Source organism: Streptomyces sp. UC4497, assembly GCF_054871485.1.
Map to the genome: position 1 here is coordinate 37,137 of NZ_JBTYHB010000048.1, position 12,935 is coordinate 50,071.

Here is a 12,935-nt window from a genome sequence, read left to right on the forward strand (position 1 = left end):
GGTGCGGCTCCTGGGAAGGGGGCCGGCGACCGGGCACACGTCGCGGGGCTCTGCCCCGGACCCCGCGCCTCAATCGCCGGCGGGGCTTGATTTGACTCGACTGCCGCCGAGACTTGCTGGGATGTGGAGTGCCCGGGCTATCCGAGGCTCTTCGGGCCCGCGTCCCGTGCCACGACCCGCGGCACCGACTTCACCGGGTCGACGTCGCGTCGCAGGGTCGGCTTCCAGCCCGCGCCCTCGCGGAGCGGGGTGGCCGTGTTTTCGGCGTTGTACGCGGCTACCAGGTCGACCGTCTTCCCGTTGACCTGGTTGCCGGTCGCCGTCACCGGATAGTCGTTCCAGCGGTGCAGGACGGCTCCCGCCCCGGTCCCCTTCGGCAGCGTGAACGCGTTCTTCTCCGCGTAGAGCTGCGACTCGAAGCCGATGCCGAACGAGTAGGAGTAATCGGCGTTGCCCACGAACGAGTTGTTGTAGACGTCGACCTGCCCGAACCTCACGCGCGGGGCCCGCTCGACGAGGTTCTTGAAGAGGTTGTGGTGCAGCGTCACGCGCAGCTTGCCGCGGTCCGTGGCGGCCGCGCCGTCGCTGTTGCCGATCATCAGGGTCTTGTCGTGATCGGCGAAGACGTTCCAGGACGCGGTCACGTAATCCGCGCCCTTGACGATGTCGAGCTCGCCGTCGTGCTGCTGGTAGATGCGGCCGTAGTAGCTGGGCAGCGTGGAGTCCGGGTGGTCGCCGTCGGTGAACTCGTTGTGGTCCAGCCAGACGTGCGTGGAGTTGTAGACGACGGCCGCGTCGTACTCGGAGTTCCAGTTGCCGGTGTCGCCGTCCGTCGGGTCCCACTGCGGGAAGCAGTCGAGCGGGGACTCCAGGGTGAGGCCGCGCACGATGACGTTGTCGACGCCGTTGATCTGGAGGCTGCCGCCGACGATGCCGGGGTTTTTGCCGACGCCGATGATCGTGGTGTTGGCGGGGACGTTCGCCTTGATGGCCTTGGCCTGGGCGGCGGCCGACGCGGCGCGCAGGTCCTCCTGCTCGCCGGTCACCTCCTTGTCGTAGCCCCAGGTGGCCGGGTCGTAATCGGCGAGGTACTTGTCGAAGTCGTAGCCGTCGGCGGCGAAGTCCGCGCAGGTGGCGCCGTCCGCGTCGAGGGTGCCCCTGACCTTGATGATCTTCGGCGCGGTGCCGCCGTCGGCGAAGGCCTTCTTCAGCTCGGCCCAGGTGGTGACGGTGTAGACGTGCGCGGCGTCGGCGGTGGCGCCGCCCGTGGTGCCGGTGGTGGCCGAGCCCCAGCCGTCGCCCTTCGCGAGGGTCTGCCGGGCGAGGTCGCGGCCATGCCCGTGGGGCTCGGCGGCGCCCGCGGAGGCGACCGTGCCGGTCATGGCGAGGACGGCGGCGGTGCAGCCGGCGACACCGGCTGCGACGAACGCGTATTTCTTGCTGGATCTCATCTACGGCTCCTGGCGCACTGGTTGAGGGAAGTCAGGCGGGGGTGGTTCCGGCGAGCCAGGACAGGCGCGAGGGCCACGCCGGGTCCAGCTCGTCGATCTCGTCTCCGACGCGGCGCACGTCGCGGGGTGCGAGCACCTTGCGGTCGAGCAGCTCGGTGGCGACGAGACGGGCCACCGCGATCGCGCCCGGCGGGTTGAAGTGCGTGTTGTCCTGCTCGGTCGCGGTCCAGTTGAAGTACGTCTTCGTGTCCTCGACGCCGAGCTTGCGCCACAGGGCGAGGGACAGCGCCTGGATGTCGAGCAGCGCGACGCCCTCCTGTTCGGCGAGGGCGCGCATCGCCGCCGGGTAGTCGCCGTGGGTGGGCAGGGAGTTGCCGCTCGCGTCGAACTTTCTGCGCTCGACGGCGGTGGCGAGTACCGGGCGGGCACCCCTGGCCCGTGCCCCGTCGACGTACAGCTTCAGATGCTCCTGGTACGTCGACCAGGGCTCGGTGTAGCGCGTGGGGTCGGCGCTCTTCTCGTCGTTGTGCGCGAACTGGATCAGGAGGAGGTCGCCGGGGCGGATCGCGGCGAGGATCGTGTCCAGGCGGCCCTCGTCGACGAAGCTCTTCGAACTGCGACCGTTGACCGCGTGGTTGGCGACCCGGACGCGGTCGGAGAGGAAGAACGGGAGGGCCATGCCCCAGCCGGTCTCGGGCTTGGCGTCGAGGTACTTCTGGGCGGCGGTGGAGTCGCCCGCGATGAAGAGGGTCCGCCGGTCGTGCCGTGCGGTGGCCGCCGGCGCGGGAGACGCGAGGGCCGCCGCGAGGGGCAGGGACGCGAGGGCGGCCAAGGTGGCTCTTCGGGTGGTTCTTGGGGTGGTCGACACGTCGATGTGCCGTCCTTTCCAGGGCATGGGTGGTGGGGTCGGCGGCGGGAGCCGCGGGGCACGGGGCGTCCCGTCGCCGACCCGGTCAGAGATGAATCAGAGGTGAACAGACAAGCAGCGGCAGCTAGTTGGCCTGCTGCTTCCACTCGGCCTGCGCCTTGTTGAGCTGGTCGGCGAGGGAGTCCAGGAAGGCCTTGGCCGTCATCTTGCCGAGCATGACCTTCTGGAAGTCGTCCTCGTTGTCGGCCTTGGAGATGGTGTTCCAGTCGGGCAGGTAGTACGGCAGCTGCACGATCTTGGTGTCGCCGGACTGCAGCGCCTCGGCGGCGAGCTTCGTCGGCTCGGACTTCTGCACCCAGTCGTCCTTGGCGGCCTCGGTGTTGGCCGGGATCTGCTTGGCCGACTCGTTCCACTTGCTGTTCTCCGCGTGCGAGGCGGCGAACTCCATGAACTTCCAGGCGGCCTTCTTGTTCTTGCTGGCCTTGAACAGGCCGAGCCCGTCCACCGGGTTGGAGACCTGGACGCGGGTGCCGCCCGGGCCCGTCGGGTTGGGGATGCCGCGGAACTTGGTGCCGAAGGCCTTCACGTGGTCGCCGTACGAGCCGAGGTTGTGGCTCAGCATGCCGATCTTGCCGCTGTCGTACTGCGCGACCATCTTCGTGAAGTCGTTGTTGACGTCGGCGGACGGCGTCGTCTTCTTGTAGAGGTCGGCGTACTTCTGCAGCGCGGCCACGTTCTTGGGGTCGTTGACCGTGGTCTTCTCGTTGTTCGCGTCCCAGAACGACGTGATGCCGCTCTGCCCGTACGACGCGTCGAGGGCCTGCGCGATGGAGCCCTCGCCGCCGCGGATGGTGTAACCGAACTCGTTCTTGGCGGTGTTGGTGAGCTTGGACGCCGCCTCGAAGAACTTGTCCCAGGTCGTCGGCGCGCCGAGGCCCGCCTTCTTGAACAGGTCGGTGCGGTAGTAGAGGACACCGTTGTTGGCGGAGGTCGGCAGCTCGTAGATCTTGTCCCCGGCGCCCGCGGCCTTCACCGACTCCATGAAGGAGTCGTTGAGCTTCCCGTTGAGCGAGCTCGTCGCTATGCGCTCGTCGAGCGGTTCGAGGGCGCCCTGCGCGGCGACGCCGGCGAGCATCGCGGTGCCCACGCCGCCGACGTCGGGCAGGCCGCCGCCCTGGATGGCGGTGTCGTACTTGGACTGCACGTTCTCGGCGGGGATGCCGACGTACTTGACCTTGATGTTCGGGTACTTCTTCTCGAAGTCCTTGATGACCTCCATCCAGACGTCGCGGCGCACGGCCGTGTTGTTGTCCCAGAAGGTGATCTCGCCCTTGCCCGAACCCTCGTCGCCCTTGTCGCCGCCGGCCCCGCTGCCGTCGTCGCCGCAAGCGGTGGCGGTCAGGGCGAGGACGGTGCTGATGGCGACGGCGGTGCCGGTGCGCAGCGCGGATCTGCGGATGCCGCTGCGGGTTCCTCTGCGTGCACTGATGGTCATGATCGGCTCTCTTCTTCTGGATCCAACTGGAGGGTGGTGCTGCGGAAGTGCGTGAACCGGGCGGTGCCGGCGGCCCGACCGCCGGGTGGTGCCGCCGCGAACAGGCCGAGCAGGGCGCCGACCCAGCGCCAGGGCTGTGCGGCGAACACCTGGCCCGAGCGCCGGAAGCCGTCCCCGGTGTCGACGGAGAAGCGGCAGCGGGCCCCGTCGGCGATGTCGACGCGCAGCCGCGCCGTCGCGTCGGGCGCCGCGCGGGGATGGGCCGCGTCCCGTTCCGCATCGGCCGTGGTCTCGGCGAACCGGTGCACCACGTGGGCCGCCCCGTCCGCCCCGCGTTCGAGGCCGATCCACGTGTACGCGTCGCCGAGCACCACAAGTCCGGCGCGGGCACCGGGAGTTGTGGCGTCGAGCCGCAGGTCGACCTCCACGCGGCTCGGCAGGAGCGGCAGCCGCTGCGTGAGCAGGTGCGGTACGCGGCGCAGGTCGCGCACCCCGTCGGCGGAGCGCACACAGTCGAGCAGCAGCCCGTCCCCGTCGTGCGGACTCGCCCAGTCCGGCGCGGAGTTGGCCGTCCACTGCCACTGCGGCCCGAAGCGCCCGCCGGGGAAGGTGTCGTCCGTCGCGGGCACCGCCACCGGCCGCGGCGGCAGCGCGGGCTTCTCGTGTACGTCGACGGGGGCGCCGTCGTCGCCGATCACCGGCCACCCGGAGGCGTCCCAGCGCATCGGCTGAAGGTGCACCACCCGCCCGTACGGGCCGCGCTGCTGGAAGTGCAGGAACCAGTCCTCACCGGCCGCCGTGCGCACCCATCCGCCCTGGTGGGGGCCGTTGACGTCGGTGTCGCCCTGTTCGAGCACGACCCGCTCCTCGTAGGGGCCGAAGAACGAGCGGGAGCGGAAGGCGCCCTGCCAGCCGGTCTCCACGCTGCCCGCCGGGGCGAAGATCCAGTACCAGCCGTCGTGCCGGTAGACCTTGGGGCCCTCAAGGGTGAACCAGCCGGGGATGCGGTCCCCGTCGATCAACACCGTCCCCTCGTCGAGGAGTTCGCTGCCGTCGGGCGCCATGCGGTGCCCGGTAAGGCGGTTCTTGATGCCGGCGCGGGACTTCGCGTAGGCGTGCACGAGGTACGCCTCGCCGGTCTCCTCGTCCCACAGCGGGCAGGCGTCGATGAGGCCCTTGCCCGCCTTGAGCAAGTGGGGCGCCGTCCAAGGCCCCTCGATGGAAGGCGAGTTGATCTGGTAGATGCCGTGGTCGGGGTCGCCCCAGACGATCCAGAAGCGGTCGTCGTGGTGACGGAACGACGGCGCCCACACGCCGCAGTCGTGGCGCGGGGCCGTGAACGCCTCGGCGGGTTCGAGCCGGTCGAGGGCGTGCCCGACGAGCGTCCAGTTGACGAGGTCGCGGGAGTGCAGCAGCGGCAGCCCGGGGACCCGGCCGAAGCTGGACGCCGTCAGGTAGAAGTCGTCACCGACGCGGACCACGTCGGGGTCGGACCAGTCGGCGGCGAGCACGGGGTTGCGGTACGTGCCGTCGCCCAGGTCGCCGGTTCTGCTCGGCGCGCGGTTCATGCGGCCACCGCCTTGCGGACGAGCGTCGTGGCGCGCTTGCGGTCGAGCGTGCCGTCGGCGACGACCGTGACCACGCGGCGTACGGCGGTGTCACCGGGGCCGATGGGCAGCCGGGCGGCGGAGGCGAGCGAGGAGCCGACGCCCGGGTACTCGTCGGTGCGGACGAACCACGGGTCGCGGCGGGTCTCGGCAGTGGCGCCCGCGAAGACGAGGGTCCAGCCGTCGCCCGCCATGGCCAGCCAGTCGGCGGGGCGGCCGTGCACCGCGGACTCGCCCTCGGCGGCCCCCGTGAACACGGCCGGGGCCGCGGCCTCCTTCGGCGCCCGCCAGAAGAATCCTCCGTACGCGGCGCCGGGGCGGCCGTTGGTCGCGGGGCTGCCGATGCTCAGCGCATCGTCCGACGGGTTGGTGAGCGAGAACGTGAAGTCCAACGCCCATGCATCGTCGGTCAGTTGGGTGACGGCGACGGTGCGGCGCTCGCGCAGGAGCGGCACGCAGCCGTCCGCGATCCAGTCCAGGTCCTGCACGAACCCGTCCGGGTCGCACAGCTTGAACTCGCGGTGCCGCTGCTCGCCGTGGTTGTCGAGCTCGGTCGGCCCCCGCCCCTCGACGTAGGTGCGCCCGCCCCAGAAGTTGCGCCCCGCGACGTCCGGCACGGCGACGCCCACCCCGAGGTGGTGCGGGTGGTCGGCGGGCGCGAACTCGGTGACCGGGGTGCCGGCGAGCGTGGTCACCGGGTGCAGGAAGGGGCGCGGCGACAGGCGCCGTTCGACGTCGGGGCGGAGCTCGTAGCGGGCGACGGGGCGGCCCGCGCAGCTCAGTGTCAGCGGGGCGGTGACAAGACCGTTCATGGTTCGGGTCATGACGAGGCCTCCGCTCCGGAGCGGGCCCAGGACGCGCCGAGCCCGGCGAAGCCGGTGAGGCCGTCGGCGCTCGCGGCGACGAGCCCGTCGGCGCCGTGCACCACCCGCCGTACGGTGCCGGGCTTGTCCGAGGGCACCTCGCTCCACGCGTCCGCGGGCAGCGCCAGCGGGGCGGGGGCGCGCCGGATCGCCTCGACCACGCGCATGAAGGCGCCGGTCTCGGCGGGCGGCACGAGCAGCGGCGTCTCCTTGTCGGTGGCGAGGTGCTCGACGAGGTTCGCCAGCAGGTCGGTGCGCCCGTGCACGGTCTCCTCCGGGCCGTGGCCCGCGCGCTGCACGAGGACGCGGTCCTGCTTGTACCAGAACGTGATCCGGCCGCGGCTGCCGTGCACGATCACGTACGGCTCGTCGGGCAGTTCGGCGCACAGGGTCGCGGCGACCGTGACGCGCGATCCGGTCCGCGTGGTCAGCTCGACGTACGAGGTGTCGTCGGCCTCGATGTCGTTGGCGCGGTACAGCTCGGTGCGGATCGCGGTGAGGTCGTCGCCGCCGGTCGCGCCGTCGAGGGCGAGGGAGGTGGCGACGGCGTGGGCGAGCGGGTTGGTGAGCACGCCGTCGACGACGTCGACCGTGCGGCCCGTGCCGCTGCCGTCGTCCAGGCGGCGGTGCCCGGCCCAGGGGGCCCGCCGGTAGTAGGCCTCGTCGCGGGCCCAGGCTCCGGCGGCGCCGATGCCGAGGGGCTCGCCGATGGCGCCGTCGCGTACGAGATCTCGTATATGGGACACCGCATGCGAGCCGAGCGACTGGAAGCCGATCTGGCAGGCGATCCCCGCCGCGGCCACCCCGTCCGCCATCCGCTCGTATTCCGCGTAGGACGGCGCGGGCGGCTTCTCCAGGAGCAGGTGCACGCCCCGCTCGGCGGCCACCAGGGCCAGATCCGTGTGCGTGGGGATCGGGGTGCAGATGATCGCGATGCGGGCGCCGGTGCGGTCGAGCAGCTCCCCGAAGTCGGCGGACTGCACGACGTCATCGGCCTCGAATCCGTCGAGCTCCGCCGCGTCCAGCGGCCGCAGCTCGCACACTCCGGCCAGCTTCACGCGCCCCGCCTCCGCGAGGCCCCGCAGGTTGTTCAGGTGCCAGCGCCCGTGGCCCCGCGCGCCCGCGAGGACGACGGGAACGGGCTCGTGCTCCGGGCTGCTGTTGCGTGTCCGCGTGATCGAATTGATCTTCATAGTGCTTGTCATCCCTTCACCGCCCCCGCGCTGAACCCCGTGACGAGCCATTTCTGAATGAACGCGAAGACGATCACGACGGGCAGCGCGGCCACGACGCCGCCGGCGGCGAGCGCGCCCAGGTCGACGGAGTCGGCGCCCATGAGAGTGGCGAGGCCGACCGGGATCGTCTGCTTGTCCTGGTTGGAGAGGAACATCAGGGCGAACAGGAAGTGGTTCCAGCTGTGCACGAAGGCGAAGGAACCGACCGCGATAAGACCCGGTCGCAGAAGAGGGAGGACGACGGCGCAGAAGGCGCGGAAGCGTCCGCAGCCGTCGACCCAGGCGGCCTCTTCGAGCGAGTACGGCACGTTCTTGATGAAGCCGCTGATGAGGATCATCGTGAGCGGCAGCTGGAAGACGGTCTCGGCGATGATGACGCTGCCGAGCGAGTTGATCAGCCGCAGGTTGGCGAAGATCTGGAACAGCGGGACCAGCATCAGGGCGCCCGGAATGAACTGCGAGCACAGCAGCGCGAGCATGAAGCCCTGCTTGATCCGGAAGTTGAAGCGGGCGAGCGCGTAGCCGCCGGCCAGCGCCACGACCGTCGTCATCAGCATCGAGGCGAGGCCGACGAGCAGGCTGTTCTGGAAGAAGATCGCGAACGACCGCTCGTTCCACACCTTGTCGAAGTGCTCGAAGGTGAGCGGCCACGGCACGAGGGACGTGGATCCGGCGGGCCGGAACGCGAACAACAGCATCCAGTAGAACGGGATGAGCGTGAAGAGGAGGTAGACGCCGAGCGGGACATAGATCTGCCAGCGCGGCACGTCCTCCCAGGAGGGCCCGCGGTCCTTCTTGGAGGGGCGGAGGTCGGCGCGGTGCCGGCCGCCGCCCGTCGTGGTTTCGGGCGCGGTCGTGGTGGCGGTCAATTCGGCTTCCTTGACGGTCACTTGTCCTCGCCCCCGAACTTGCTCAGACGGAGATAGATCATCGAGCAGAACAGGAGGATCACGAAGGCGATGGACGTCAGCGCGGACGCGTAGCCGAAGTCGTGGCTGTCGACGGCGATGGAGGCGATGCGCAACGGCAGAGTGGTCGTCTCACCCGCGGGTCCGCCGCCGGTGAGGGTGTAGAGCAGGTCGACGTTGTTGAACTCCCACACCGCGCGCAGCAGCGTGGACAGGATGATCGCGTCCTTGAGGTGCGGAAGCGTGATGTGGAAAAACTGGCGCAGCCGGCTCGCCCCGTCGACCTCGGCGGCCTCGTACAGATCCTTCGACACCGACTGGAGGTCGGCGAGGATGAGGATCGCGAAGAAGGGGACGCCGCGCCAGAGTTCGGCGGTGACGACGGCGGGGAAGACGGTCGCGGTGTCCGAGAGCCATGAGGTCCCGTACGTTCCGATGCCCATGTCGGCGAGGTAACGCGTGATGCCCGTCTGGGAGTTGTAGAGCAGCATCCAGACGGCGGAGGTCAGCACGCCGGAGACGGCCCACGGCGAGAAGACGAGCGCGCGGGCCATGCCGCGGCCGACGAACGTCTGGTTGACCACGAGCGCGAGCCCGAGGCCGAGCAGCAGTTGCAGCACCACCTGGACGACGACCCATTGGAGGCTGAAGCCCAACGTCCGCCAGAAGTCCGGGTCGTTGGTGAACGCGGTGACGAAGTTGTCGAGTCCCGCGAACCCGTTGCGCCACGGCTTGGTCGGGTTGAAGTGCTGCACGCTGTAGTAGAAGACGCTGATGACGGGATACGCGATGAAGCCCAGCATCAGCAGCCCGGCGGGCGCGATCAGCAGATAGGGGAGCCTGCGCGGGGTGGCTGACTTGCGGCGCCGGGGCGGCGATGCGCCCCCCGGTGCTTTGGCCACGGCTGCGGCTTGGGCCATGACGGGAACTCCGTTCTCGGTGGCTCAGGTCGGTACTTTTTGCGGGTCCGTTGCGGGTCGGTAGAAAGCGCTTGCACGACCCACATATCGAAACGCTTCACAGACGGTGTTCGGGGTGTCGGCCAGGAAGGCCGGCGGGTGACTCAGCTCGCGTACGGGTCCGGAACCGTGCCGGGCCCCGCCAGGAAGGCGAAGTCGCAGCCGGTGTCGGCCTGGGTGATCTGCTCGTTGTAGAGCACGCCGTAGCCGCGCTCGTGGCGCTCGGCGGGCGGCGTCCAGTCGTTCCGGCGTCGCTCCAACTCCTCGTCACTGACGTCGAGTCGAAGAGAGCGCGCGGCGACGTCGAGGGTGATGGTGTCCCCGCTGCGGACCAGCGCGAGCGGCCCGCCGACGTGCGACTCGGGGGCGATGTGCAGGACGCACGCCCCGTAACTCGTGCCGCTCATCCGCGCGTCGGAGAGCCGCACCATGTCGCGCACGCCCTGCTTGAGCAGATGGTCGGGGATGGGCAGCATCCCGTACTCGGGCATGCCGGGCCCGCCCTTGGGGCCCGAACCGCGCAGCACCAGGACGCTGTCGGCGGTGATGCCCAGCTCCGGGTCGTTGATGGTGCGTTGCATGGTCTTGTAGTCGTCGAAGACCACGGCCGTACCGGTGTGCTTGAGCAGCCGCGGCTCGGCGGCGATGTGCTTGATGACGGCGCCGTCGGGGCAGAGGTTGCCGCGCAGGACGGCGACGCCCCCCTCGTCCGCGACCGGGTTCGTACGGGTGCGGATCACGTCGTCGTTGTGGACCTCGACGCCCTCGATCTGATCGCCCAACCGCCCGTTGACCGTGGGCCGTTCGAGGTGCAGCAGGTCGGTGATCCGGGAGAGGAACGCGGGCAGGCCACCGGCGAAGTAGAAGTCCTCCATCAGGTACGTCCGGCCCCCCGGCCGGACGTTCGCGAGGACGGGAACGGTGCGTGCGACGCGGTCGAAGTCGTCGAGGGTCAGCGGCACTCCGGCCCGCCCGGCCATGGCGATGAGGTGGATGACGGCGTTGGTGGAGCCGCCGAGCCCGAGCACCGTGGTGACGGCGTCCTCGAAGGCCTCGGGGGTGAGGATCTCGGAGGGCTTGAGCGCGGTCCAGGCGAGGTCGACGGCGCGCCGCCCGGAGGCCGCGGCCATCCGCTCGTGCGCGGAGTCGACGGCCGGGATCGAGGAGGCGCCCGGCAGCGTCATACCGAGGACCTCGGCCGCCGCGGTCATGGTGGACGCGGTCCCCATGGTCATGCAGTGGCCGGGCGACCGGGCCAACCCGCCCTGGAATTCCCGCAGTTCGCAGTCGGTGAGGTTGCCCGCGCGGTGCTCGTCCCAGTACTTCCACATGTCGGTGCCGGAGCCGAGGGTCTCGCCGCGCCAGTGGCCCGGCAGCATCGGCCCGGCCGGCACGAAGATCGACGGCACGTCGGCGGACGCCGCGCCCATGAGCAGGGCGGGGGTCGACTTGTCGCAGCCGCCGAGCAGCACCGCCGCGTCGACCGGGTAGGAGCGCAGCAGCTCCTCGGTCTCCATGGCGAGCAGGTTGCGGTAGAGCATGGGGGTCGGCTTCTGGTACGTCTCCGAGAGCGTGGAGACGGGGAATTCGAGCGGGAAGCCGCCCGCCTGCCACACGCCCCGCTTCACGGCCTCCGCCCGCTCCCGCAGGTGTACGTGGCAGGGGTTGATGTCGGACCAGGTGTTGAGGACGGCGATGACGGGGCGGCCCTCGTACTCCTCGCCCTCGTAACCGAGTTGGCGCATCCGGGCGTTGTGCGACCAGGTGCGCAGCTGGCCCTCGGTGCCGTACCACTGGTGGGAGCGGAGCTGTTCGGGGCTCAGCCTCCGGTCGTCGGGCCCTCTCCGGTCGGTGCTCATATGGACCACCCCGCGGCGATCTCGGCGACCTCGGCGCGCGCCGCCTCCGGCAGCTCCTTGCTCGGCGGGCGGACGTCGCGGCGGCACAGGCCGAGGGAGGCCAGGGCCTCCTTGACGACGGTGACGTTGTTGGCGGAGGCGTCGGCGCCGCGCAGCTCCTCGAAGCGGCGGATCTGCTCCCACACCTTCATGGCGGCGGCGTAGTCCCCCGATCGAAGCGCTTCGATCATGGACAGCGAGACGCTCGGCGCGACGTTCACGAGCCCCGAGGTGAAGCCGGTGGCGCCCGCGGAGAAGTAGGAGGGCGCGTACGGCTCGGCGAGCCCGGCCACCCAGACGAACCGGTCGAGGCCCGCGTCCCGGGCGAAGCCGGCGAAGCGCGAGGCGTCCGGCACCGCGTACTTCACGCCGATCACGTTCGGGCAGGCCGCACCGAGTTCGGCGAGCCGGGCGCCGGGGAGCGCCGCGTTCCTGAGGTACGGGACGACGCCGAGCTCGGGCACGGCCCGCGCGATCGCCCGGTGGTAGTCGACCCAGCCGACCTCGGAGACGTACGGGTGCACGGGCTGGTGGACCATCACCATGTGGGCGCCGTGCTCACGGGCGTGCCGGGCGGCCTCGATCGCGGTCGGCACGTCGTGTCCGACGCCGACCAGGACGATGCCCCGCTCCCCCACCTCGGCGAGGGTCAACTCCGTGACGAGGCGGCGCTCTTCGGGGGTGAGGGCGTAGAACTCGCCGGTGTTCCCGTTCGGCGTGAGGGTGCGCACGCCGGCGTCGAGCAGGCGCCGCAGCAGGGACCTGTACTGGCCCTCGTCGACGGAGCCGTCCTCGGCGAACGGGGTCACCGGGATCGCGACCACGTCGGCGAGGGCCGCGCGCTGGGTCTCGAACACGGCCGGCGAGTGGGGTCTCCCCTGCTCGTACGGAGTGGAGAACGTGGGGATGCTCATGAGTGGTGCTCACCCTCTTCTTCCCGGTCCTCCCGCAGATCGGGGAAGGCCCGCTCGACGAACGACGCGATGTGGTCACGCAGCGCACGCGAGGCCCCCTGGGCGTCACCGGCGAGGGCGAGCTCCAGGATCTCCCGGTGCTCGCCGGCCTCCCGCTCCCACGAGGGGTCGGCGGCCCACGCCACCGCGGACACCAGGGCGGCCTGGTCGCGGACCTCGTCGAGCATCCTGCCGAGCAGCGGGTTGCCGCACGGGAGGTACAGGGCGCGGTGGAACTCCCGGTTGGCGAGGGAGCGTTGGGCCGTGTCGCTCGCGGTGGCGGCGCGGTGCAGTGCGTCGCGGGCGACGTCGAGGGAGGCGCGGCGGCACACGGTGCGGCGCAGCGCCTCCGGTTCGAGCAGCAGCCGCACGTCGTAGACCTCGCGGGCCATGTCGGCGTCCACCATGCGCACCGTGACGCCCTTGTACTGGCTCATCACGACGAGCCCGGTCCCGGCGAGGGTCTTGAGCGCCTCGCGCACCGGGGTCTTGGAGACCCCGAACTGGGCGGCCACATCGGTCTCCACCAGGGCCTGACCGGGGCGCAGCCGCCCCGTCAGGATGCGGTGCTTGATCTCCTCCAGGACGTACTGGGTACGGGAGGGGATCGGCGTGGGCACAGAGGTCATGCGGGCCTCTCGTATGGCGTATCGCGTCTCATATATGACGTACGAAGTACGACGCGTTGAAGCTAGAAG

General features: G+C 70.6%; 11 protein-coding genes. All 11 read right to left on the reverse strand.

Annotated features, from left to right (window positions below):
- Positions 1-137 precede the first annotated feature (137 nt).
- Positions 138-1,451, reverse strand: coding sequence for a pectate lyase family protein (locus tag ACYSUO_RS38315; protein ID WP_461780827.1), 1,314 nt, complete (start codon positions 1,449-1,451; stop codon positions 138-140).
- A 31-nt stretch (positions 1,452-1,482) separates the two neighbouring features.
- On the reverse strand, positions 1,483-2,346 hold the full coding sequence (locus ACYSUO_RS38320; RefSeq protein ID WP_461780828.1) for a rhamnogalacturonan acetylesterase: 864 nt from the start codon (positions 2,344-2,346) through the stop codon (positions 1,483-1,485).
- A gap of 97 nt (positions 2,347-2,443) precedes the next feature.
- On the reverse strand, positions 2,444-3,814 hold the full coding sequence (locus ACYSUO_RS38325; protein ID WP_461780829.1) for an ABC transporter substrate-binding protein: 1,371 nt from the start codon (positions 3,812-3,814) through the stop codon (positions 2,444-2,446).
- Complete coding sequence (locus ACYSUO_RS38330; RefSeq protein ID WP_461780830.1) at positions 3,811-5,382, reverse strand: glycoside hydrolase family 43 protein; 1,572 nt, start codon at positions 5,380-5,382, stop codon at positions 3,811-3,813. Before ACYSUO_RS38330 ends, ACYSUO_RS38325 begins: the two co-directional genes overlap by 4 nt.
- Positions 5,379-6,245, reverse strand: a complete 867-nt coding sequence (locus ACYSUO_RS38335; RefSeq protein WP_461780831.1) for a DUF6807 domain-containing protein — start codon at positions 6,243-6,245, stop codon at positions 5,379-5,381. Before ACYSUO_RS38335 ends, ACYSUO_RS38330 begins: the two co-directional genes overlap by 4 nt.
- Positions 6,242-7,477, reverse strand: coding sequence for a Gfo/Idh/MocA family protein (locus tag ACYSUO_RS38340; protein ID WP_461780832.1), 1,236 nt, complete (start codon positions 7,475-7,477; stop codon positions 6,242-6,244). The genes ACYSUO_RS38335 and ACYSUO_RS38340 overlap by 4 nt, the downstream gene beginning before the upstream one ends.
- A gap of 8 nt (positions 7,478-7,485) precedes the next feature.
- On the reverse strand, positions 7,486-8,409 hold the full coding sequence (locus tag ACYSUO_RS38345) for a carbohydrate ABC transporter permease (RefSeq protein ID WP_461780833.1): 924 nt from the start codon (positions 8,407-8,409) through the stop codon (positions 7,486-7,488).
- A complete protein-coding gene (locus ACYSUO_RS38350) occupies positions 8,406-9,347 on the reverse strand; it encodes a carbohydrate ABC transporter permease (protein WP_266720981.1) in 942 nt (313 codons plus the stop codon). The genes ACYSUO_RS38345 and ACYSUO_RS38350 overlap by 4 nt, the downstream gene beginning before the upstream one ends.
- Before the next feature lie 143 nt (positions 9,348-9,490).
- Positions 9,491-11,245: an L-arabinonate dehydratase gene (araD, locus tag ACYSUO_RS38355; protein ID WP_461780834.1), complete on the reverse strand. Its 1,755-nt coding sequence runs from the start codon at positions 11,243-11,245 to the stop codon at positions 9,491-9,493.
- Entirely contained in the window at positions 11,242-12,198 is a 957-nt protein-coding gene (locus ACYSUO_RS38360) for a dihydrodipicolinate synthase family protein (protein ID WP_461780835.1), read from the reverse strand. Before ACYSUO_RS38360 ends, araD begins: the two co-directional genes overlap by 4 nt.
- On the reverse strand, positions 12,195-12,866 hold the full coding sequence (locus ACYSUO_RS38365; RefSeq protein ID WP_461780836.1) for a GntR family transcriptional regulator: 672 nt from the start codon (positions 12,864-12,866) through the stop codon (positions 12,195-12,197). Before ACYSUO_RS38365 ends, ACYSUO_RS38360 begins: the two co-directional genes overlap by 4 nt.
- Positions 12,867-12,935: the final 69 nt, after the last annotated feature.